The organism is Bacillus sp. Je.9.29.b (assembly GCF_051129925.1).
Classification (GTDB): Bacteria; Bacillota; Bacilli; order Bacillales; family Bacillaceae; genus Bacillus; species Bacillus safensis.
On record NZ_JBCPSO010000011.1, the window covers coordinates 23,440 to 46,961 of the forward strand.

Genomic DNA, 23,522 nt, shown 5'->3' on the forward strand with positions numbered 1-23,522 from the left:
TTATTTTCCTCCTTCCGCAGTATTCTTCTTAGTTGGAAGGACTTCTCCACGATAGATCCATACTTTTACGCCAAGCTTACCATAAGTAGTGTCAGCTTCAGCAGTAGCATAGTCGATGTCAGCACGAAGTGTGTGCAATGGAACAGTACCTTCACTGTAATATTCAGAACGAGCAATATCTGCACCGCCAAGACGACCAGAAACCATTGTTTTGATTCCTTGTGCTCCAGCACGCATTGTGCGTTGGATTGTTTGTTTTTGTGCACGACGGAATGAAATACGGTTTTCAAGTTGACGAGCGATGTTTTCAGCAACTAGCTGAGCATCAAGATCTGCTCTCTTGATTTCAAGAATGTTGATGTGTACACGTTTGCCAGTTAGGCTGTTAAGAGCTTTACGAAGTGCTTCAACTTCAGATCCGCCTTTACCAATTACCATACCTGGTTTAGCCGTGTGGATTGTGATATTTACGCGGTTTGCAGCACGTTCGATTTCTACTTTAGAAACAGACGCGTCAGACAAACGCTTGCTGATGAATTCACGGATTTTCAAGTCTTCATGTAAGAAGTCAGCGTAATCTTTTCCTGCGAACCATTTAGATTCCCAATCACGAATGACGCCAATACGAAGACCTACTGGATTTACCTTTTGACCCACGGATTATCCCTCCTTCTTTTCTGATACAACGATTGTAATGTGGCTAGTACGTTTGTTAATTGCGCTCGCACGACCCATAGCACGTGGACGGAATCTCTTAAGTGTTGGACCTTCGTCAACGAATGCTTGAGTAATCACTAGGCTGTTAGCGTCCAACTCGTAGTTGTGCTCAGCGTTTGCGATAGCAGATTTTAATACTTTTTCAATAATTGGTGAAGCAGCCTTAGGTGTAAGGTTTAAGATAGAAACTGCTTCTCCTACTTGCTTACCTCGGATCAGGTCCATTACTAGACGTGCTTTACGAGGAGCAATACGGACTGTTCTTGCGACAGCTTTAGCTTGCATTTAAAAGCCTCCTCTCATTAGCGTCTTGTTTTTTTATCGTCACTAGCATGACCTTTGTAAGTACGGCTTGGTGCGAATTCGCCCAATTTGTGACCTACCATATCTTCAGAAATGAAAACAGGTACATGTTTGCGTCCGTCATAGACAGCGATTGTGTGACCGATGAATTGTGGGAAAATTGTAGAACGACGAGACCAAGTTTTTACGACTTGCTTTTTGTCAGTTTCATTCAATTTCTCGACTTTAGCCATCAAATGATCATCAACAAATGGTCCTTTTTTTAAGCTGCGAGCCATTGTGGAACCTCCCTTCGTGATTGAACTACGGTCCTAAATGAACCGTAGACAACCCCGTTACTTGTTTTTACGACGACGTACAATGAATTTATCAGACTTGTTGGTTTTCTTACGAGTCTTGAATCCAAGAGTCGGTTTACCCCATGGAGACATTGGTGATTTACGTCCGATTGGAGCGCGTCCTTCACCACCACCGTGTGGGTGATCGTTAGGGTTCATTACAGAACCACGAACTGTTGGGCGTACGCCTTTCCAGCGAGAACGTCCAGCTTTACCGATGTTGATTAATTCGTGTTGCTCGTTTCCAACTTGACCGATAGTCGCACGGCAAGCAGAAAGAATCATGCGAACTTCTCCTGAGTTCAAACGTACAAGAACGTATTTACCTTCTTTACCAAGAACTTGAGCAGAAGTACCAGCAGAACGAACTAATTGTCCACCTTTACCTGGTTTTAATTCAATGTTATGCACAACTGTACCAACTGGGATGTTGATAAGTGGAAGAGCATTACCTGGTTTGATGTCAGCTTCTGGACCAGAAGTAACTTCAGTACCAACTTGGATTCCTTTCGGAGCAAGAATGTAACGTTTCTCACCATCTGCATAGTTTACAAGAGCGATGTTAGCTGAACGGTTTGGATCATACTCGATTGTAGCAACGCGTCCAGGTATACCGTCTTTATCACGCTTAAAGTCGATGATACGGTATTGACGTTTATGACCGCCACCTTGATGACGAACAGTCAATCTACCTTGGTTGTTACGTCCGCCTTTTTTGTGTAGCGGTGCAAGCAACGATTTTTCTGGTTTGTCAGTCGTGATTTCAGCAAAATCTGAAGTAGTCATGCCACGACGACCATTACTGGTTGGTTTATACTTTTTAATCGCCATTTTGAATTTCCCTCCTTCTTTTTAAGATTTACGCTTCAAAAATTTCGATTTCTTTGCTGTCAGCAGTTAATTTCACGATCGCTTTTCTGCGACGGCTAGTCATACCAGTGTAGCGTCCAACGCGTTTTGATTTTCCTTTGTAGTTTTGAACGTTGACTTTCTCAACTTTCACTCCAAAGATTTCTTCAACAGCGTCTTTCACTTCTGTTTTGTTAGCTCTGACATCAACTTCGAACGTGTACTTCTTCTCTGTCATTAGATCAGCAGAACGTTCAGTAATGATAGGGCGCTTTAGAACATCACGAGGATCTTTCATTATGCAAGTCCCTCCTCTACTTTTTCAACCGCTGCTTTAGTGATCAGAAGTTTGTCGTGGTTGACAACGTCAAGAACGTTGATACCGTTAGCTTCAACAACTGTTACTCCAGGGATGTTACGAGCAGATAAAGCAACTGTTTCGTTTGCATCCGCAGTGACGATCAACGCTTTCTTCTCAACAGATAATCCTTTAAGGATGCCTGCGAATTCTTTCGTTTTCACTGCATCAAGAGTCAGATCTTCAAGAACGATGATGTTGTTGTCGATTACTTTAGAAGACAATACTGACTTGATAGCCAAGCGGCGAACTTTTTTAGGTAATTTATAAGAATAACTGCGTGGTGTTGGACCGAATACGATACCGCCTCCGCGCCATTGTGGTGAACGGATAGAACCTTGACGAGCACGACCTGTACCCTTCTGTCTCCAAGGCTTACGACCTCCGCCACGTACTTCAGAACGAGTTTTTACTTTGTGAGTTCCTTGACGTAAGGAAGCTCTTTGCATAAGAATAGCATCGAATACTACGCTTTCGTTTGGCTCGATTCCAAACACAGAAGCGTTTAATTCGATTTCACCGTTAGTAGAACCGTTTTGGTTATATAATGCTACTTTTGGCATGACTTGTTTCCTCCTTTCCTAAGAGAGTTATTTAGATTTAACTGCACTCTTTACAGTTACTAGAGATTTTTTAGCTCCTGGTACGTTTCCTTTGATCAATAGAAGATTGCGTTCTGCATCAACTTTAACGATCTCAAGGTTTTGGACAGTGATTTGCTCTCCGCCCATACGACCTGGAAGAAGTTTACCTTTGAATACACGGTTTGGATCAACAGGTCCCATTGAACCAGGACGACGGTGGTAACGTGAACCGTGAGTCATTGGTCCGCGTGATTGTCCGTGGCGTTTGATAGCCCCTTGGAATCCTTTACCTTTTGATGTTCCTGTTACATCTACGATATCTCCATTTGCGAAAATATCAACTTTGACTTCCTGACCAACTTCATACGCATCTAACTCCGCACCGCGTAATTCTTTTACGAAGCGCTTAGGAGCAGTTTCCGCTTTAGCAACGTGGCCTTTCTCTGGTTTGTTAGAAAGCTTTTCACGTTTGTCATCAAAACCGATTTGGATTGCTTCATAGCCATCCGTGTCAACAGTCTTCTTTTGAAGAACAACGTTAGCAGCAGCCTCAACAACAGTTACAGGGATAAGATCACCGTTTTCTGCGAATACTTGCGTCATACCAATTTTTCTACCTAAGATTCCTTTGGTCATTAGTCACACCTCCTATAATATGTGTTTTCTATTTGAATTAAAGTTTGATTTCGATATCTACACCAGATGGTAAATCTAAACGCATAAGTGCATCAACTGTTTGCGGAGTTGGATTCACGATGTCGATTAGACGTTTGTGAGTACGCATCTCGAATTGCTCACGAGAATCTTTGTACTTATGCACCGCACGAAGGATTGTGTAAACTGATTTTTCAGTTGGAAGCGGGATTGGACCAGATACACTAGCACCAGAACGCTTAGCCGTTTCAACAATCTTCTCAGCAGATTGATCAAGAATTCTATGATCATATGCTTTTAAACGAATACGAATTTTTTGTTTTGCCATTATTTTCCCTCCTTTTCGCCTACTTACGTTAGACAGTTCTCCGTGAGAAAAACCTGATCACCTCGCCATGGCAAAGCGGCCGGGTGTGTCAGCAACCTCTCACTTCATCGCAGTCAAAGACCAACATGCACTATTGTACCAAATTGGCCTGCGTGTTGCAATAATAAATCGGATAAATTTATGATTTGCACACTTTTCATATTATACAGGGATTCAGCCTATAAATCAAGCTTTCCCTGAAGATGATGTATAGCAGTCTTTCTTATGATACGTATAAATTCATCTGGCTCTTCGATATGCGGAGAATGTGCAGAGTCTTTAAAGACAAACCATTCTTTGATTGGTGCTTTTAATTGCTCAACATATGGTTTTGATACAGCAGCTGGTGTTATCATGTCGTGATCGCCAATGAGAAAGTAGCACGGTATTAATATAGTAGAAACTCGGTATTGAATACTCTCATTCATTAGCTGATCCCATAACTTGTCTTGACTAAACTTCTGCCCTTTTATGAACTTCCATTTATCTTTCAGCTGATATTGCTTACTAAAAAGAAACCCTTTTAGTATTTGAAAAACCGGCTTCCATCTATGTGTGAGACCTACGCTCGCAAACTCTTTATATAGAGAAAACAAGGCATGAGCTGATGTCCGTTTCCATGGAGGAGGTGTCAGTAATCGCAGACACCCAGTAAACAGCCGATTGCGACGGTATTTCTTCAAAAGGAGCTCGTACGATACGATATCTTCCTTTAACACATCTACTACCTGACTAATCCCATAATAAGCATGATAAAGATCCGGACGCTTATGTACTGCTTGTATGGCAATTAATGATCCCCACGAGTATCCTGCAATATACAATTTTGAATGACCTAGATAAGATAGAAGCTTCTCTGTCAGTTCAATCGTGTCTTCAATAAATTGCTGAATGGTCATCGATGCATCAGGAAGATTCTCTTGATAGGAAAGTCCTGCGCCACGCTGATCCCAATGGACAACTGTAAAGTCCTGATCAAGTTCCTCGAGAAAGGAATCAATATAACTGATTTGAGCCGAGCCGGGCCCTCCGTGTAAAAATAAAAGTACAGGCTTCGTTTCACTCGTCTGGTCTTCTTTCATCATAATCCATTGGTCAATCCCGCCGATCGACCATTTTTTCAAATATGTCTTTGCCATTCCAGCGATCCTCTCGGTTCCATTTAGATTCTATAGCTTATAGTAGCCGTTCTGATCTGGAAAAGCAAAAAAAGAGACCCTTTTGCAAGGAGTCTCTTTTGTATGTTTATTACTTAATGATAGTTGAAACGACACCAGAACCTACAGTACGTCCACCCTCACGGATAGAGAAACGAGTTCCTTCTTCGATAGCGATAGTAGAGATAAGTTCAACTTCCATCTCAGTGTTATCACCAGGCATTACCATTTCAGTACCTTCTGGAAGATGTACGATACCAGTTACGTCAGTTGTACGGAAGTAGAACTGCGGACGGTAGTTAGCGAAGAATGGAGTATGACGTCCACCCTCTTCTTTAGAAAGTACATAAACTTCAGCTTTGAAACGGCTGTGTGGAGTGATTGTACCTGGTTTAGCAAGTACTTGACCACGTTGGATATCTTCACGAGATACACCACGAAGTAGTGCACCGATGTTGTCACCAGCTTCAGCATAGTCAAGAAGTTTACGGAACATTTCAACACCAGTAACAGTTGTTTTACCGTTTTCTTCTTGAAGACCGATGATTTCAACTTCGTCACCGACTTTAACTTGTCCACGCTCAACACGACCAGTAGCAACTGTTCCACGACCAGTGATTGAGAATACGTCCTCAACTGGCATCATGAATGGCTTCTCAGTGTCACGCTCTGGAGTTGGGATGTACTCATCAACCGCATCCATAAGTTCAAAGATTTTTGCTTCGTAATCAGCATCTCCTTCAAGAGCTTTAAGAGCAGAACCTTTGATAACTGGTACATCGTCACCAGGGAAGTCATAGTCAGAAAGAAGGTCACGAACTTCCATTTCAACAAGTTCAAGTAACTCTTCATCGTCAACCATGTCACATTTGTTAAGGAATACTACGATGTATGGTACACCTACGTTACGAGAAAGTAGGATGTGCTCACGTGTTTGTGGCATTGGACCATCAGCAGCAGATACTACTAAGATCGCGCCGTCCATTTGAGCAGCACCAGTGATCATGTTTTTAACATAGTCAGCGTGTCCTGGGCAGTCTACGTGTGCATAGTGACGAGTTTCAGTTTCATACTCAACGTGTGCAGTTGAGATTGTGATTCCACGCTCACGCTCTTCTGGAGCACCATCGATTTGGTCATAAGCCATAGCTGTACCTTTACCAGATTTCTTATGAAGAACTGTTGAGATAGCAGCAGTTAGAGTTGTTTTACCATGGTCAACGTGTCCAATTGTACCAATGTTAGCATGCGATTTGGAACGGTCGAATTTTTCTTTAGCCATTCTAAAAATCCTCCTTAAAGGTTCATTGTATTTGGTATAGAGTGATAGAAAGTGAAGAGTTACCTCTCACTTTCTGATCTTCAATAGTAGTTATACTTTAGTTTAAAGGCAAAATCAATTATTCACCTTTATTTTTTTTGATGATTTCTTCACTGATGCTCTTAGGCACTTCTTCGTAGTGATCCATGTGCATAGTGAAAGTACCGCGTCCTTGTGTGTTAGAACGGAGTGCAGTAGCATATCCGAACATTTCAGAAAGTGGAACCATAGCGCGAACAACTTGAGCGTTACCGCGAGCTTCCATACCTTCTACACGTCCACGACGAGATGTGATATCACCCATGATGTCTCCCATGTATTCTTCAGGGATAACAACTTCCACTTTCATCATTGGCTCAAGTAGAACTGGGTTACATTTGCTGACAGCATTTTTCAATGCCATAGATGCAGCAATTTTGAACGCCATTTCGTTAGAGTCAACATCGTGGTAAGATCCATCAAATAATTTTGCTTTGATGTCGATTAATGGGAATCCAGCTAATACACCATTTTCAAGTGAATCTTCAAGACCTGCTTGAATTGCTGGGATGTATTCACGTGGAACAACCCCACCGACGATTGCATTTTCAAATTCGAATCCTGCGCCTTCTTCGTTTGGTTCGAATTCGATCCAAACGTGTCCGAACTGACCGCGTCCACCAGACTGACGTACGAATTTACCTTCAACTTTTGCACCAGAACGGAATGTTTCACGGTACGCAACTTGAGGAGCACCTACGTTAGCTTCAACCTTGAACTCACGCTTCATACGGTCAACAATGATATCAAGGTGAAGCTCACCCATACCAGAGATGATCGTTTGACCAGTTTCAGGGTTTGTTTGTGTACGGAATGTTGGATCCTCTTCAGCTAGTTTAGCTAAAGCGATACTCATTTTATCTTGGTCAGCCTTAGATTTAGGCTCGATAGCTACATCGATAACTGGCTCTGGGAATTCCATAGACTCAAGGATAACAAGATTTTTCTCGTCACAAAGAGTGTCACCAGTAGATGTATCTTTAAGACCTACAGCTGCTGCGATATCCCCTGCATATACAGTAGAGATTTCTTCACGGCTGTTTGCGTGCATTTGAAGGATACGTCCAACACGTTCACGCTTGTTCTTAGAAGAGTTCTTCACGTATGAACCAGAATCAAGTGTTCCAGAGTACACGCGGAAGAAAGTTAGTTTCCCAACATAAGGGTCAGTCATAACTTTAAATGCAAGAGCTGCGAATGGTGCGTCATCAGTAGACTCACGAACAACCTCTTCATTTGAATCTGGCAGGATACCTTTGATTGCAGCAACATCAGTTGGTGCAGGAAGGTAGTCAAGCACAGCGTCAAGTACAAGCTGAACACCTTTGTTTTTGAAAGCAGATCCAACAAGAACTGGGTAGAATTCAACATTCAATGTTCCTTTACGGATTGCAGCTTTCAATTCAGGAATTGTGATTTCTTCACCCTCAAGGTATTTTTCCATAAGCTCTTCATCAAGCTCAGCGACAGCTTCAATTAGGCTGTTGCGAAGCTCTTCAGCTTTGTCTTTATACTCAGCAGGGATTTCTTTAGCATCAGAGCGAGTTCCAAGGTCATCTTCGTAGAAGTATGCTACGTTTTCTACAAGGTCGATGATTCCTTCGAATTGATCTTCAGCGCCGATCGGCAATTGAATTGCATGAGCGTTCGCTTGAAGACGATCTCTTAATGTGCTTACAGAGTAAAGGAAGTCCGCACCGGTTTTATCCATTTTGTTAACGAATACGATACGAGGTACTCCGTAAGTTGTTGCTTGGCGCCAAACTGTTTCAGTTTGTGGCTCTACACCTGATTGTGCATCAAGAACAGCAACCGCACCATCAAGTACACGTAAAGAGCGTTCAACTTCAACAGTGAAGTCTACGTGTCCTGGTGTATCGATGATGTTTACACGGTAACCTTTCCATTGTGCTGTAGTAGCAGCAGAAGTGATTGTAATACCACGTTCTTGCTCCTGCTCCATCCAGTCCATTTGTGAAGCTCCTTCGTGAGTTTCACCAATTTTATGGATACGACCAGTGTAGTATAAGATACGCTCAGTCGTTGTCGTTTTACCGGCATCGATGTGAGCCATGATACCAATATTACGAGTTTTGTCTAAGGAGAACTCTCTTGCCATTGGGTAATTTCTCCTTCCTCATTAGGGAATAGTTTTTTTAGTTTGGTATAAATCCTACCAGCGGTAGTGAGCGAATGCTTTGTTCGCTTCTGCCATTTTGTGTGTATCTTCACGTTTCTTAACAGCAGCACCAGTGTTGTTAGCTGCGTCAAGGATTTCGTTAGCAAGACGCTCTTCCATCGTTTTTTCTCCACGAAGACGAGCGTAGTTTACTAACCAGCGAAGACCTAAAGTAGTACGACGGTCTGGGCGAACTTCTACAGGAACTTGGTAGTTAGCTCCACCTACACGACGTGCTTTAACTTCAAGAACTGGCATGATGTTTTTCAAGGCTTGTTCGAAAACCTCCATCGCTTCATTACCAGTACGTTCTTTGATGATATCAAATGACTTGTAGAGAATTGTTTGTGCTTTTCCTCTTTTACCGTCGATCATCATTTTGTTGATCAAACGAGATACAAGTTTAGAATTGTAAATTGGATCTGGCAATACGTCTCTTTTTGCTACAGGACCTTTACGTGGCATCTGAATAGCCTCCCTTCTCTTTTAAAAGGATTTCTATCTGTCTCTCATCTCAATATCATTGTCAGCTTCCTGACTCCACTGATCTGATATCAACTTCTAAAAACCCTTATGTTTGTTTGTATTATTTGCTTTGTTTAGGGCGTTTTGTTCCGTATTTAGAACGTCCTTGCATACGACCGTCAACTCCGGCAGTATCAAGCGCACCACGAACGATGTGGTAACGTACACCCGGTAAGTCTTTTACACGTCCGCCACGGATAAGTACTACACTGTGCTCTTGTAGGTTATGTCCGATACCAGGAATGTAAGCTGTTACTTCAATCAGGTTAGACAAACGTACACGAGCATATTTACGTAGTGCTGAGTTTGGTTTTTTCGGTGTCATTGTACCGACACGAGTACAAACCCCGCGCTTCTGTGGAGATGTTACGTTAGTGTGCTCTTTTTTGAAACTGTTGTATCCTTTGTTAAGTGCAGGAGACTTTGAGTTTTCAACTTTACTCACGCGTCCTTTGCGTACTAGCTGATTAATTGTAGGCATGTTGTTATTCCTCCCTTCATTACTTTTTTTATAACCCACATACCCAGGTGGTTCATCAAAAGGCAAAAAACAATGCTTTTGCATTTTAAGCATGCAAAAACAAAACAAGTACGTTATAACATAATGGCAACAGCTGCTGCCCCAACTTCAATTCCGCAGGCCTTGCCGAGCTTTTTCATGGAATCTACCACTAAAATGTCTACACCCTTCTCTTGCGCTAGTTTCAATACACTAGCAGTTAAAGCAGGATCAGCATCTTTCGCTACGACGACTTCCTTTACTGAATCTCGTTTTAGAGCTTTTACTGTTTGCTTCGTACCAATAATAATGGATTGAGCCTGTGATACTTTATCATAAGACATCGAATATCCTCCAAAGTAACAGGTTTTATTTTGAGCACCTTGGTTATATTATCATCATGGCAGAAGGATGTCAATATCGTATGACAGATTATCTTGACATCCTTCACCATTTTTGATGATTTTATAGGAATCTCACGAGAAAGATTACTCTACAGGAACCATATCGTCAGACGGCTGCACTTGCGATACCGGCTTAACTTTACGGTAGTTTGGCATTCCCGTTCCAGCAGGAACAAGTTTACCAATGATCACATTCTCTTTCAAGCCAAGCAGTTCATCACGTTTTCCTTTGATCGCCGCATCTGTAAGGACACGAGTCGTTTCTTGGAAGGATGCTGCAGACAAGAATGAGTCTGTTTCAAGCGAAGCTTTTGTAATACCAAGAAGAACTGGACGGCCTGTTGCAGGACGTTTGCCTTCGAATAGTACTTTTTTGTTCGCTTCAGTGAATTGATGTACATCAAGAAGTGTGCCTGGTAATACGTCTGTATCCCCTGCATCAGCGACACGCACTTTACGAAGCATTTGGCGAACCATTACCTCTACGTGCTTATCTCCGATTTCTACCCCTTGCATACGGTATACTTTTTGTACTTCATGAAGCAGATATTCTTGAACAGCTGTCATGTCAGTCACTTTAAGAAGTTCTTTCGGATCGATCGAACCTTCTGTAAGTACTTGACCACGAGTAACTGTGTCACCTTCAACAACTTTCAGACGTGCATTGTAAGGAGCTGTGTATGAGCGAGTTTCAACTTCGCCTTGAACCACAATTTCCTGCTGCTTGTCACGAACATCGTTAATTTCAGCAACGACACCATCAATTTCAGAAATTGTCGCTTGCCCTTTCGGATTACGCGCTTCAAATAGCTCTTGGATACGAGGTAGACCTTGAGTGATATCGTCTCCTGCTACCCCACCGGTGTGGAACGTACGCATTGTAAGCTGTGTTCCTGGCTCACCGATTGATTGTGCAGCGATGATTCCAACTGCTTCACCGACTTCAACGTCAGTACCAGTTGCAAGGTTACGGCCGTAGCATCGTTTACATACACCATGAGGCGTGTTACATGTAAATGCAGAACGGATCCATACTTCCTCAATTCCTGCTTCAACTACTTCAAGTGCTTTATCTTCATCAATTAGTTCGTTTTCGGCTACAATGACTTCGCCTGTTTCAGGATGAACAATTGGTTTTCTTGCAAAACGTCCAATCAGACGTTCTTCAAGTTTCTCAATAATTTCATTTCCTTCTTTAATAGACTTCGCCAAGATTCCACGGTCTGTACCGCAATCTGTTTCACGGATAATGACATCCTGTGCAACGTCAACGAGACGACGCGTGAGGTAACCTGAGTCAGCTGTTTTAAGGGCTGTATCGGCAAGACCTTTACGCGCACCGTGAGTGGAAATAAAGTATTCCAATACGGTTAAACCTTCACGGAAACTAGATTTAATCGGAAGTTCAATGATACGTCCAGCCGGGTTGGCCATCAGACCACGCATACCAGCCAGCTGAGTGAAGTTAGATGCGTTACCACGCGCTCCAGAGTCACTCATCATGTAGATTGGGTTGACTTCATCAAGGGACTTCATCAGTTTACCTTGGATCACATCTTTAGAAGAACTCCAGATTGAAATAACTCTCTCATAACGCTCTTCTTCAGTAATCAAACCACGTCTGAATTGCTTCATGACGTTATCTACTTTTGCTTGTGCTTCTTCAAGAATTTGCTGCTTATCATCTAATACGACGATATCAGACACACCAACCGTAATACCGGCTTTAGTAGAGTATCTGAAACCAAGATTTTTCATGCGGTCAAGCATTTTAGATGTCTCAGTGATATGGAATCTCTTAAAGATTTCTGCAATGATTTTACCTAAAATACCTTTTTTGAACGGCGCATTGATTTCTTGTTTCTCGATCGCAGCTTTTACATCCTCACCTTTTTCAAGGAAGAAACGATCAGGCGTTTTTTCTTCAATATTGCTCTTTGTCGGCTCATTCATGTATGGGAATGATTCCGGTAAGATTTCGTTAAAGATCAGTTTTCCAACTGTTGTAATCAACAATTTAGAACGCTGTTCATCAGTGAATGTCACATTCTTCAACGAGCTAGCTGCAACAGCTACACGTGTATGAAGATGCACATAACCATTTTGATAAGCTAGAAGGGCTTCGTCAGTATCTTTGAAGACCATACCTTCTCCGATAGCACCTTTGCGCTCAAGTGTAAGGTAGTAGTTACCAAGCACCATATCCTGAGATGGCGTAACAACTGGTTTTCCATCTTTCGGGTTCAAAATGTTTTGAGCAGCAAGCATTAAGATACGAGCTTCAGCTTGAGCTTCAGCAGACAATGGTACGTGAACCGCCATTTGGTCACCGTCAAAGTCAGCGTTGTAGGCTGTACATACAAGTGGATGCAGACGAATTGCGCGTCCTTCCACAAGTGTAGGTTCAAACGCTTGAATACCAAGTCTGTGAAGAGTCGGTGCACGGTTTAGTAAGACTGGATGCTCACGAATAACTGATTCTAAAACATCCCATACTTCCGGCTGCACGCGCTCAATTTTACGCTTCGCACTCTTGATATTGTGAGCTAATCCTTTTTCAACAAGCTCCTTCATCACGAATGGTTTGAATAATTCAAGAGCCATTTCTTTAGGAAGTCCACACTGATACATTTTCAAATGTGGTCCTACGACGATAACGGAACGTCCAGAATAGTCAACACGTTTACCAAGCAAGTTTTGACGGAAACGTCCTTGTTTCCCTTTCAGCATGTGAGAAAGAGATTTCAATGGTCGATTTCCTGGTCCTGTTACTGGTCGGCCTCTACGTCCATTATCAATCAAGGCATCGACAGCTTCTTGAAGCATACGCTTCTCGTTCTGAACGATGATGCTTGGCGCGCCAAGATCTAATAAACGCTTCAGACGATTGTTACGGTTGATGACACGACGATAAAGGTCGTTCAAGTCAGAAGTAGCAAAACGTCCACCATCAAGCTGAACCATTGGACGTAATTCTGGCGGAATAACCGGAAGTACATCAAGAATCATCCAAGATGGTTTGTTTCCTGAGTTACGGAAGGCTTCTAACACTTCAAGACGTTTGATCGCACGTGTACGGCGCTGTCCTTGAGCAGTTTTCAGCTCTTCTTTCAGTGTATCCACTTCTTTTACAAGATCGATATCTTGAAGAAGTTTGTTGATTGCTTCTGCACCCATAGCCGCTTGGAATGTATTACCGTATTTATCTAAATAAGCACGGAATTCTTTCTCAGAAAGAAGTTGTTTCTTCTCAAGCGGTGTATTGCCCGGATCTGTCACGACGTAAGAAGCGAAGTAAATCACTTCTTCTAACGCACGTGGTGACATATCAAGAACAAGACCCATACGGCTTGGGATACCTTTGAAATACCAAATGTGGGAAACTGGGGCAGCCAGTTCGATATGCCCCATTCTCTCACGACGGACTTTTGCCCGTGTTACTTCTACACCACAACGGTCACATACAACACCCTTATACCGAACGCGTTTATACTTCCCACAATGACATTCCCAGTCTTTTTGCGGTCCGAAGATACGTTCACAAAAGAGACCATCTTTTTCAGGTTTCAGTGTACGATAGTTAATCGTTTCAGGCTTTTTCACTTCACCAAAAGACCAAGAACGGATTTTATCAGGTGATGCGAGACCGATGTTCATATACTCAAAATTGTTCACATCTAGCAAGGGGCCTACCTCCCTTTTAATCTTCGGGTTATACCCTAGTCACTTGCTCTAATCGTTTCTGCTATTCTTTTGTGACTGCGTCACGTTCAAGATCGACAGGTGCGAGGTCTGCAGCTTCTTCGTCATTAGATAACGCTAATCCGTCTGCTTTCTTCGTTTCCTCATCGTCTTCTAAATCTCTCATTTCTATCTCTTCTTCATCGCCAGATAGGATTTTCACATCCATACCTAAACTTTGAAGTTCTTTGATTAACACTTTGAATGATTCAGGGACACCTGGTTCAGGTACGTTATCCCCTTTGACGATGGCTTCGTATGTTTTCACACGCCCCACAACGTCATCCGATTTAACTGTTAAGATCTCTTGAAGTGTATATGCTGCACCGTAAGCTTCAAGTGCCCATACTTCCATCTCTCCGAAACGCTGACCACCAAACTGTGCTTTACCGCCAAGTGGCTGCTGCGTAACAAGTGAGTATGGTCCAGTTGAACGAGCGTGAAGTTTATCGTCAACCATGTGAGCCAGTTTGATCATGTACATGATTCCGACAGATACACGGTTGTCGAATGGTTCACCAGTTCGACCGTCATAAAGGACTGTTTTCGCATCACGGGACATACCTGCTTCTTCAAGCGTTTCCCAAACATCTTCCTCGCGCGCACCATCAAATACTGGTGACGCAATGTGGATGCCGAGGTAACGTGCAGCCATACCCATATGAAGCTCAAGTACCTGACCGATGTTCATACGAGATGGTACCCCTAGAGGGTTCAACATGATATCGATCGGTGTTCCGTCTGGAAGATAAGGCATATCTTCTTCTGGAAGGATTTTAGAGATAACCCCTTTGTTACCATGTCGTCCGGCCATTTTGTCACCTTCAGAAATCTTACGCTTCTGAACGATGTATACGCGGACTAATTGGTTTACACCTGGAGGTAATTCATCTCCATCTTCACGGTTGAAGACTTTTACATCGTGGATAATTCCGCCGCCGCCGTGTGGAACACGTAGTGACGTATCACGAACTTCACGAGCCTTTTCACCGAAGATTGCATGTAATAGACGTTCTTCAGCTGTTAGTTCAGTTACACCTTTAGGCGTTACTTTACCTACAAGAAGGTCTCCGTCTTTTACTTCTGCACCAATACGGATAATTCCGCGCTCGTCAAGGTTGCGTAAAGCATCTTCCCCAACGTTTGGAATATCACGAGTGATTTCTTCAGGTCCAAGCTTTGTATCACGAGCTTCTGATTCATATTCTTCAATATGAATAGACGTGTAGACGTCATCTTTTACAAGGCGCTCACTCATGATGATCGCATCCTCGTAGTTGTAACCGTCCCAAGTCATGAAGCCGACCATGACGTTACGTCCTAGAGCCAATTCACCTTTTTCCATAGAAGGACCGTCTGCAAGGATTTCCCCTTTAACGACTTCATCTCCAACACTTACGATAGGACGCTGGTTGTAGCAAGTCCCTTGGTTAGAGCGGACAAATTTCAGCAGGCTGTATTTGTCAAGGTTTCCTTTGACTTGTTGTCCGTCAACGTCTTCATAACGGCGAACCCAAATATTTTTTGCTTCTACACGTTCTACAACACCTGGGTAGCGGCAGATGACAGCAGCACCAGAGTCTTTACCTGATACGTACTCCATACCTGTACCAACAATCGGTGATTCTGGCTGCATCAAAGGCACAGCCTGACGCTGCATGTTCGCTCCCATTAGAGCACGGTTAGAGTCATCGTTTTCTAAGAATGGGATACATGCTGTCGCTGCAGAAACAACCTGCTTTGGCGAAACGTCCATGTAGTCAACGCGGTTTCGAGGAACAACGGTGTTTTCCCCTCTGAAACGAGCAATGATATTATCATCGATAAACGAACCATCATCAGCTAACTGAGCGTTCGCTTGTGCTACTACGTAGTTATCCTCTTCATCAGCAGTTAAGTAATCGATTCTCGGTGTTACTTTACCAGTCTCAGGATCAACCCGGCGGTAAGGTGTTTCGATAAATCCGAAGCGATTCACTTTTGCAAATGAAGATAGAGAGTTGATCAAACCAATGTTTGGACCCTCTGGTGTTTCGATCGGACACATACGTCCATAGTGAGAGTAGTGAACGTCACGAACTTCCATTCCTGCACGCTCACGTGTCAAACCACCCGGTCCAAGCGCTGACAGACGACGTTTGTGCGTCAATTCAGCAAGCGGGTTTGTTTGATCCATGAACTGAGAAAGCTGAGAGCTACCAAAGAACTCTTTGATAGAAGCGATCACAGGACGAATGTTGATCAGCTGCTGAGGTGTGATCGTGTTTGTGTCTTGAATCGACATTCTTTCACGAACAACACGCTCCATTCTGCTTAAACCAATACGGAATTGGTTTTGCAGAAGTTCACCTACAGAACGCAGACGACGGTTACCAAGGTGGTCGATATCATCTGTGTCACCTACACCATGAAGAAGGTTGAAGAAGTAACTGATTGATGCAATGATGTCAGAAGGCGTGATGTTTTTCACAGCTTCCTCTACATATGCATTTCCAATCACGTTGATCACTTGCTCGCCTTCTTGATCAGTCGGTGCATAAATCTTAATAGATTGAAGTTCTACTTCATCTTCTACTACGCCACCATTAGGATAAAGCTTTCTAAATCCGATGCCGTTTTCTAAGTATGGAAGAACTTTATCAAGAACTCTTCTGTCTAAAATTTGACCTTTTTCTGCTAGAATTTCACCTGTTTCAGGATCAACTAGCGTTTCAGCCAATTTTTGATTGAACAGTCTATTTTTAATATGAAGCTTCTTATTAATCTTGTAGCGTCCAACATTTGCTAGGTCATATCTCTTCGGATCGAAGAAGCGAGAGTCTAGCAAGCTTTTCGCATTTTCAACAGTTGGCGGCTCTCCAGGACGGAGGCGCTCGTAGATTTCGAGAAGTGCTTTATCGGCATTCTCTGTATTGTCTTTTTCCAGTGTGTTGCGTAAGTATTCATTCTCGCCAATGAGGTCAAGAATCTCTTGATCAGAGCTGAAGCCGAGAGCACGCAAAAGAACCGTAACCGGCAACTTACGTGTGCGATCGATGCGTACATAGACTACATCCTTCGCATCAGTTTCGTATTCTAACCATGCGCCACGGTTTGGAATGACAGTCGCAGTAAAACCTTTTTTACCGTTTTTGTCTACTTTACCACTGAAATATACACTTGGAGAACGCACTAACTGAGAAACGATTACACGTTCCGCACCATTAATGATAAAAGTACCTGTGTCTGTCATGATTGGGAAATCACCCATAAACACATCTTGGTCTTTTACTTCTCCAGTTTCTTTGTTAATTAAACGAACTTTTACTCTTAGTGGAGCAGAGTAAGTTACATCACGTTCTTTTGATTCTGCTACAGGATACTTAGGATCCCCTAGGCTGTAATCAATGAATTCAAGAGAAAGGTTACCAGTAAAATCCTCAATTGGGGATATATCTTGAAACATCTCTCTAAGACCCTCATCAAGAAACCACTGATAAGAAGAGGTTTGAATTTCAATGAGATTTGGTAATTCTAACACTTCGCTTATGCGTGCGTAGCTTCTGCGCTGGCGGTGTCGTCCATACTGAACTAGTTGACCTGTCAACTGATTCACCCCTCAAATCATGCGTATTATATGTGTAAAAAGTATTTCTGTCTTTCAAATGTCAGTAAAGAAATACTTTTACAAGACAAAAGAAAAAAGGGTTTCTAAAATAAGAAAACCACATCCAAAAACAAATACCGATTTTATTAGTTTTCCCAAGTATGCATAATTTATACAAAATAGTTGTTTTTTAAGCCTATCAAGCAAAATATACACATTGGCATTTTATAATGTTAACACAGCTAGGAAACTGCGTCAAACTTTTTTAGCTTTGATTATATAGTAGCCCTTTTTTTTCAACACAACCTCGACTTCTCCAAAGAGCTGCTCTAATTTTTCAATCGCAGATGGTCCACCTTGCTTTTTCTGAATAACCACCCACAACTCACCTTCCGGCAATAAATGATCAGCACTTTTTTCAAAGATCGCATGTACAACTTTCTTCCCTGCCCGTATTGGGGGATTGGTCAGTATAGAGGCAAAAGCAGCTGAGGAATGAACATTCGAGAACAAATCACTTTGATAGATGCGAACATTATCAATGCGATTATGTTTAGCGTTTTCCTTTGAAAGTTCGACTGCTCTTTCGTTCACATCAATCATATGAATGGTACGGCTAGTCATTTCGTTTGCTAACGATAAGCCAATCGGTCCATAACCGCAACCGACATCTAAGACATCGCCATCCAAATCAGGTTCTTCGAAAGCTTCAATTAAAAGCCTTGAACCAAAGTCGACTTCTTTCTTAGAAAACACTCCACTGTCACTTGTAAAAGTAAAGGTACGGTTTCTCAAGGTGAAGTCCCATGTCTGTTTATTGCTTTTTACTGATGGCTTTTCCGTATAATAGTGGTCACTCATGGTGAATGGACCTCCTCTGGATTCAATCGTTTCAGGAGATTAGAAAAGAAAAAGCCCGCCAGTAAAAGCGAGCTTTCCCAAAAGGATAGGCGAAGATTACTTAACTTCTACAGAAGCGCCAACTTCTTCAAGCTTAGCTTTAAGTTCTTCAGCTTCTTCTTTAGCAATACCTTCTTTAAGTGGTTTTGGAGTGTTGTCAACAAGTTCTTTAGCTTCTTTCAAGCCAAGACCAGTGATTTCACGAACCACTTTGATAACTTTAATTTTTTGGTCTCCAGCACCAGCAAGTACTAGATCAAAATCAGTTTTTTCTTCAGCAGCAGCACCGCCACCAGCAGCTACAGCTACAGGAGCAGCAGCAGTTACGCCAAATTCTTCTTCGATTGCTTTTACTAAGTCGTTTAACTCAAGTACAGTTGCTTCTTTAACTGAAGCAATGATTTCTTCGATATTTAAAGCCATTTGTAATTCCTCCATTTTAAGTTTTTTTACGTAAACGTAAAGTACGCATTAAGCGCCTTGTTCTTCTTTTTGATCTGCAACTGCTTTAGTAGCAAGAGCAAGGTTACGAACTGGAGCTTGAAGAACGCTAAGCAACATAGAAAGTAAGCCTTCGCGAGACGGAAGTTCCGCAAGAGCCTTCACTTCTTCTACAGTCGCTACGTTTCCTTCGATGACACCAGCTTTGATTTCTAAAGCTTCGTGGCTTTTCGCAAATTCGTTGATGATTTTCGCAGGTGCGATAACATCTTCGTTACTGAATGCGATAGCGTTTGGACCTGTTAAGAAATCGTTTAAACCCGTTAGTTCAACTTGTTCAACTGCACGGCGAGTCAAAGTGTTTTTGTAAACTTTGAATTCTACGCCAGCTTCACGAAGCTGTTTACGAAGTTCAGTCACTTCAGAAACTGAAAGACCGCGGTAATCTACAATGACAGTAGACATACTATCTTTAAATTTAGAAGTAATTTCATCAACGACAACTTTTTTAGTATCGATTGCATTGCTCATGGTTACACCTCCTGTACATTCTTTGTGTAACACTTATACCGATCAGGCCATCACGTTCCTAACGAACGGTTCTCCATATAAAAAGCCTCCATTAAGACATGGAGGCTGTATATACAAGCATACGTTAACGTAAGACTGTGACATATACACCTCGGCGGGTTATTTAAGCCATAAGGCCCCTGCTGTCTACGGTATAAATGGACATTATTCTATTTTACAACATTTTGATATTATCAAAATGGTTGTCATAAGTCAAGAATTATTTTGCAGAGAAAGAAGATGGATCCACTTTCACGCCAGGGCCCATAGTAGATGTAACAGAAACGTTTTTCACGTATACACCTTTAGCCGCTGCAGGTTTTGCTTTAAGGATTGTGTCATAGATTGTTGCAAAGTTCTCAACAAGCTTTTCGTCCTCGAAAGAAACCTTTCCGATTGGCGCGTGGATGTTACCAGCTTTATCAACGCGGTATTCTACTTTACCAGCTTTGATTTCATTGATTGCCTTTTCAACTTCGAACGTTACAGTTCCTGTTTTAGGGTTTGGCATAAGACCTTTTGGTCCAAGTACACGACCGATCTTACCAACTTCACCCATCATGTCAGGTGTCGCAACGATTACATCGAATTCGAACCAGCCTTGTTGGATTTTAGTGATGTAATCAGAATCTCCAACGTAGTCTGCTCCAGCAGCTTCTGCTTCTTTTGCTTTTTCGCCTTTAGCGAACACAAGAACGCGTTGAGTTTTACCAGTTCCGTTAGGAAGTACAACTGCACCGCGGATTTGTTGATCGTTTTTACGAGGGTCTACGCCCAAACGAAAAGCAACTTCTACAGTCGCATCAAATTTAGCTGTATTTGCTTTTTTTGTAAGAGAAACAGCTTCAGCTACATCATACGCTTTCGTACGATCGATCAGCTTAGCAGCTTCTACATACTTTTTACCTTTTTTAGCCATTATAAAAATCCTCCTTATGTGGTTTTAGCGGAATAACCTCCCACGAATAAGGGTTGCGAACTTGTCAAAACCAAACTCGCAACCCAACAAGACAAAAAATTAATCTTCGATGACAATACCCATACTGCGTGCAGTACCTTCAACCATGCGCATAGCTGATTCAACGCTAGCAGCGTTTAAGTCAGGCATTTTTGTTTCCGCGATTTCGCGTACTTTATCACGCTTAACAGTTGCCACTTTATTACGGTTAGGTTCACCAGAACCAGACTCAATACCAGCTGCTTTTTTAAGTAAAACTGCAGCAGGTGGAGTTTTAGTAATAAATGTAAATGAACGGTCTTCAAAAACCGAAATTTCAACAGGAATGATAAGACCAGCTTGGTCAGCTGTACGAGCGTTAAACTCCTTACAGAATCCCATGATATTAACACCGGCTTGACCTAGTGCAGGTCCAACTGGTGGAGCTGGGTTAGCTTTTCCAGCAGGAATTTGCAATTTAACAACTTTAACTACTTTTTTAGCCACGAGACACACCTCCTTAAAGTCCGTGATGTGGTAATAGGGGAATCCCCCTCCCACTCAACAACTTCATTCTTTATATGAATGACGAAATAACTAGCTAGCGATCTTGAGTGAACTCAAGACGTACCTTTGCTATATTACCACTTCTATACACTCATTTCAAGCTCTTTTAAATTACAATTTATCGATCTGCGTGAACTCAAGTTCAACAGGTGTTTCTCTACCAAACATATTAACGAATACTTTGACTTTGCTTTTATCGTAGTCAATTTCTTCAATGGAGCCAGTGAAGTTAGCAAATGGTCCATCGATGACCTTAACTGTTTCTTTCAGTTCAAAGTCGATTTCTGTTTTGCGTTCTTCAAGACCCATTCTCTTCAGAATGGTTTCGGCTTCGCCTGGCAGCAGCGCAGTCGGCTTTGATCCTGATCCAGCTGATCCAACGAATCCAGTGACACCCGGTGTATTACGAACGACATACCAAGAGTCGTCAGTCATCACGATTTCCACTAGGACATAGCCAGGGAACACTTTCTTTTTGACGACTTTTTTCTTACCATTTTTAATATCGGTTTCTTCTTCTTCTGGTACGACGACGCGGAAGATTTTATCCTGCATGCCCATTGATTCAACACGCTTTTCCAAGTTCGCTTTTACTTTGTTTTCATAGCCAGAGTACGTATGCACAACATACCAATTCTTTTCCATTTTCGTTCAGGACTATTTAGTCCTTCCCTCCCCACATTTCATAATGTCTATTTGACGAATCTCGAGTACCGGTAAATATTTTCAAGCAATTGAAAAAACCCGTAAAACGGGTTTTTTGGCAAGTCATATTATGATCTATTATAGCACGTTCAGCAGACCATTATTCAAGTATTAATGAATTAATTCGATTAATTGTGAGATTCCTATATCAAGAAAAGAGAAAAAGATGGCAAAGAACACGACTGTTAAAATAACAGTGATTGTGTAGCGGACCATTTCGTTCTTCTTTGGCCAGCTGACCTTTTTCATTTCTTTTCCGACACTTTTTAAGAAACTGATAATACGCATGTAAAAGACCTCCACAGATTAAAGAACGCAAATCTTACTTCGTTTCTAAATGTGTTTTATGTGAATTACAAGTCTTGCAATATTTCTTAACTTCTAATCTTTCAGCTGCTGAAGCAACACTTTTCATTGTCGTATAATTGCGGCTTCCGCAGTCTTTACAGGCTAGAGTAATCTTTTTCCTCATATTTACACCTATTTTCTCGACATCATTTCATTAGTACCTTATCACAGTGTCGAAAAAGCTGTCAATATAGGTTTGATTAGAGACTAATCTCGCGAAGCTCTAAATATTTCTCTAATTTTCTCTTTACTCTTTGGAGTGCGTTATCAATTGATTTCACATGACGATTTAAATCTTCAGAAATCTCTTGATAGGATCTGCCATCAAGATAAAGCACAAGTACCTTTCTTTCCAGCTCGCTTAGCAGTTCACCCATCTTCATTTCGATATCATCAAATTCTTCTTTGCTAATGATTAAGTCTTCTGGGTTAAGCGCTTTAGCGCCGGAAATGACATCCAATAATGTTCTGTCCGATTCTTCATCGTAGATCGGCTTGTCTAATGATACATAGGAATTTAACGGGATATGTTTTTGGCGAGTAGCTGTTTTAATTGCGGTGATAATTTGGCGGGTAATACATAATTCTGCAAAAGCCTTAAATGAAGTAAGCTTGTCCTCTCTGAAATCGCGGATAGACTTATAAAGTCCGATCATTCCCTCTTGGACAATGTCCTCTCGATCCGCTCCTATCAAGAAATAAGATCTTGCTTTCGCACGTACAAAATTGCGGTATTTCGTTATTAAATAATCTAGCGCATCACTATCTCCGACATGAACCCTTTCAATGACTTGTTCATCTTCCAACTGGCAAAATTGCTCTCTGATGGACTTACCCTTGCTGTTGTTTAGATTCACTTCGATCCCCCCGACCGCACCTAGATAGAAATATTATACATTAATGGTTGAAATATCGTCAAGCTATTCCAGATTCCCGCGCCGCCATTTTTCAAACGTTTTCAATACATCTTCTGACAATTCAATCTTAGATGCTGGTTTATCAGAAGTAATCTTTTTGACCCTCGTTTCAATCTTTCGTTCTATCACTTCAATCTCTCTTAAAAGCTCACGAGCCGACTTCCGAAGAGCTCCTTGTCCAAAAATAGCCCATTGTTCCGTAAAATCTGAGGTTGCCACATGAATTTGCGTCCGGATATTATTCAAATCCTGCGCCAGCTTTTCAATCCGCTCATCCGCCGTTTCATTCTCTCTTGTAAAGATGACCTCTACTCGGTGGTTAGTCCGCTTCTTTTCAATTCCTTTGACCATATGGGCATCGAATACGACAATGACTCGATACCCTGTGTATGCTTGATATTCTGCTAAATGTTGAATCAGCACGTCTCTGGCTTCTTCAAAGCTGTTTTCCTTTAAGTGCTGCAGCTGAGGCCATGCACCTATCATGTTGTATCCATCGACTAAGAGGATATCCAT

At 42.0% G+C, this 23,522-nt stretch carries 26 protein-coding genes and 1 other annotated feature; all 26 genes read right to left on the reverse strand.

Going from position 1 to position 23,522, the window contains the following annotated elements; genetic code table 11:
• The 26 genes from rpsC to rae1 all read right to left on the reverse strand — a co-directional run bounded on the left by rpsC (window position 1) and on the right by rae1 (window position 23,522).
• The gene (gene rpsC, locus AAZR19_RS18180) at window positions 1-657 is read right to left on the reverse strand and encodes a 30S ribosomal protein S3 (RefSeq protein ID WP_003217241.1); all 657 of its coding nucleotides are present in this window, start codon (window positions 655-657) and stop codon (window positions 1-3) included.
• A 3-nt stretch (window positions 658-660) separates the two neighbouring features.
• Complete coding sequence (rplV, locus tag AAZR19_RS18185) at window positions 661-1,002, reverse strand: 50S ribosomal protein L22 (RefSeq protein ID WP_007496316.1); 342 nt, start codon at window positions 1,000-1,002, stop codon at window positions 661-663.
• Window positions 1,003-1,019: 17 nt separating this feature from the next.
• On the reverse strand, window positions 1,020-1,298 hold the full coding sequence (rpsS, locus tag AAZR19_RS18190; protein ID WP_003216920.1) for a 30S ribosomal protein S19: 279 nt from the start codon (window positions 1,296-1,298) through the stop codon (window positions 1,020-1,022).
• A gap of 57 nt (window positions 1,299-1,355) precedes the next feature.
• Window positions 1,356-2,189, reverse strand: coding sequence for a 50S ribosomal protein L2 (gene rplB, locus AAZR19_RS18195; protein ID WP_024425599.1), 834 nt, complete (start codon window positions 2,187-2,189; stop codon window positions 1,356-1,358).
• 28 nt (window positions 2,190-2,217) lie between these two features.
• A complete protein-coding gene (gene rplW / locus AAZR19_RS18200) occupies window positions 2,218-2,505 on the reverse strand; it encodes a 50S ribosomal protein L23 (RefSeq protein WP_003217016.1) in 288 nt (95 codons plus the stop codon).
• Window positions 2,505-3,128 carry a 50S ribosomal protein L4 gene (gene rplD / locus AAZR19_RS18205; protein WP_024425598.1) on the reverse strand — a complete coding sequence of 208 codons (624 nt, stop codon included), beginning with the start codon at window positions 3,126-3,128 and terminating at the stop codon, window positions 2,505-2,507. Before rplD ends, rplW begins: the two co-directional genes overlap by 1 nt.
• Window positions 3,129-3,155: 27 nt before the next feature.
• Entirely contained in the window at window positions 3,156-3,785 is a 630-nt protein-coding gene (gene rplC, locus AAZR19_RS18210) for a 50S ribosomal protein L3 (RefSeq protein WP_024425597.1), read from the reverse strand.
• 37 nt (window positions 3,786-3,822) lie between these two features.
• On the reverse strand, window positions 3,823-4,131 hold the full coding sequence (rpsJ, locus tag AAZR19_RS18215) for a 30S ribosomal protein S10 (protein WP_003156464.1): 309 nt from the start codon (window positions 4,129-4,131) through the stop codon (window positions 3,823-3,825).
• A 218-nt stretch (window positions 4,132-4,349) separates the two neighbouring features.
• Entirely contained in the window at window positions 4,350-5,309 is a 960-nt protein-coding gene (locus tag AAZR19_RS18220) for an alpha/beta fold hydrolase (RefSeq protein ID WP_076839360.1), read from the reverse strand.
• A 109-nt stretch (window positions 5,310-5,418) separates the two neighbouring features.
• Complete coding sequence (tuf, locus tag AAZR19_RS18225) at window positions 5,419-6,609, reverse strand: elongation factor Tu (RefSeq protein WP_034283892.1); 1,191 nt, start codon at window positions 6,607-6,609, stop codon at window positions 5,419-5,421.
• Between the two features lie 118 nt (window positions 6,610-6,727).
• Window positions 6,728-8,806, reverse strand: coding sequence for an elongation factor G (gene fusA, locus AAZR19_RS18230; protein ID WP_041105661.1), 2,079 nt, complete (start codon window positions 8,804-8,806; stop codon window positions 6,728-6,730).
• Window positions 8,807-8,860: 54 nt separating this feature from the next.
• Complete coding sequence (gene rpsG / locus AAZR19_RS18235; RefSeq protein ID WP_008356520.1) at window positions 8,861-9,331, reverse strand: 30S ribosomal protein S7; 471 nt, start codon at window positions 9,329-9,331, stop codon at window positions 8,861-8,863.
• 121 nt (window positions 9,332-9,452) lie between these two features.
• On the reverse strand, window positions 9,453-9,872 hold the full coding sequence (rpsL, locus tag AAZR19_RS18240) for a 30S ribosomal protein S12 (RefSeq protein WP_008356518.1): 420 nt from the start codon (window positions 9,870-9,872) through the stop codon (window positions 9,453-9,455).
• A 113-nt stretch (window positions 9,873-9,985) separates the two neighbouring features.
• The gene (locus AAZR19_RS18245; RefSeq protein WP_024425593.1) at window positions 9,986-10,234 is read right to left on the reverse strand and encodes a 50S ribosomal protein L7ae-like protein; all 249 of its coding nucleotides are present in this window, start codon (window positions 10,232-10,234) and stop codon (window positions 9,986-9,988) included.
• A gap of 144 nt (window positions 10,235-10,378) precedes the next feature.
• Window positions 10,379-13,978, reverse strand: coding sequence for a DNA-directed RNA polymerase subunit beta' (gene rpoC, locus AAZR19_RS18250; protein WP_024425592.1), 3,600 nt, complete (start codon window positions 13,976-13,978; stop codon window positions 10,379-10,381).
• A gap of 61 nt (window positions 13,979-14,039) precedes the next feature.
• Window positions 14,040-17,621 (reverse strand): DNA-directed RNA polymerase subunit beta, encoded by a 3,582-nt coding sequence (rpoB, locus tag AAZR19_RS18255; RefSeq protein ID WP_076839362.1) that lies wholly within the window; start codon window positions 17,619-17,621, stop codon window positions 14,040-14,042.
• Between the two features lie 255 nt (window positions 17,622-17,876).
• The gene (locus tag AAZR19_RS18260; RefSeq protein WP_024425591.1) at window positions 17,877-18,482 is read right to left on the reverse strand and encodes a class I SAM-dependent methyltransferase; all 606 of its coding nucleotides are present in this window, start codon (window positions 18,480-18,482) and stop codon (window positions 17,877-17,879) included.
• Window positions 18,483-18,578: 96 nt separating this feature from the next.
• Complete coding sequence (gene rplL / locus AAZR19_RS18265) at window positions 18,579-18,944, reverse strand: 50S ribosomal protein L7/L12 (protein WP_008345418.1); 366 nt, start codon at window positions 18,942-18,944, stop codon at window positions 18,579-18,581.
• Window positions 18,945-18,992: 48 nt separating this feature from the next.
• Window positions 18,993-19,493 (reverse strand): 50S ribosomal protein L10, encoded by a 501-nt coding sequence (gene rplJ, locus AAZR19_RS18270; protein ID WP_024425590.1) that lies wholly within the window; start codon window positions 19,491-19,493, stop codon window positions 18,993-18,995.
• A 69-nt stretch (window positions 19,494-19,562) separates the two neighbouring features.
• Window positions 19,563-19,703: a sequence feature (ribosomal protein L10 leader region), on the reverse strand.
• Between the two features lie 49 nt (window positions 19,704-19,752).
• Window positions 19,753-20,451, reverse strand: a complete 699-nt coding sequence (gene rplA, locus AAZR19_RS18275; RefSeq protein WP_017359164.1) for a 50S ribosomal protein L1 — start codon at window positions 20,449-20,451, stop codon at window positions 19,753-19,755.
• A 99-nt stretch (window positions 20,452-20,550) separates the two neighbouring features.
• On the reverse strand, window positions 20,551-20,976 hold the full coding sequence (rplK, locus tag AAZR19_RS18280) for a 50S ribosomal protein L11 (protein WP_003216956.1): 426 nt from the start codon (window positions 20,974-20,976) through the stop codon (window positions 20,551-20,553).
• A 171-nt stretch (window positions 20,977-21,147) separates the two neighbouring features.
• Window positions 21,148-21,681: a transcription termination/antitermination protein NusG gene (gene nusG, locus AAZR19_RS18285; RefSeq protein ID WP_003217197.1), complete on the reverse strand. Its 534-nt coding sequence runs from the start codon at window positions 21,679-21,681 to the stop codon at window positions 21,148-21,150.
• Between the two features lie 171 nt (window positions 21,682-21,852).
• Window positions 21,853-22,029 carry a preprotein translocase subunit SecE gene (gene secE, locus AAZR19_RS18290; protein ID WP_008345422.1) on the reverse strand — a complete coding sequence of 59 codons (177 nt, stop codon included), beginning with the start codon at window positions 22,027-22,029 and terminating at the stop codon, window positions 21,853-21,855.
• Window positions 22,030-22,063: 34 nt separating this feature from the next.
• Complete coding sequence (rpmG, locus tag AAZR19_RS18295) at window positions 22,064-22,213, reverse strand: 50S ribosomal protein L33 (RefSeq protein ID WP_008356502.1); 150 nt, start codon at window positions 22,211-22,213, stop codon at window positions 22,064-22,066.
• 76 nt (window positions 22,214-22,289) lie between these two features.
• Complete coding sequence (sigH, locus tag AAZR19_RS18300) at window positions 22,290-22,946, reverse strand: RNA polymerase sporulation sigma factor SigH (protein ID WP_008345424.1); 657 nt, start codon at window positions 22,944-22,946, stop codon at window positions 22,290-22,292.
• 63 nt (window positions 22,947-23,009) lie between these two features.
• Complete coding sequence (rae1, locus tag AAZR19_RS18305; protein WP_024425589.1) at window positions 23,010-23,522, reverse strand: ribosome-dependent mRNA decay endonuclease Rae1/YacP; 513 nt, start codon at window positions 23,520-23,522, stop codon at window positions 23,010-23,012.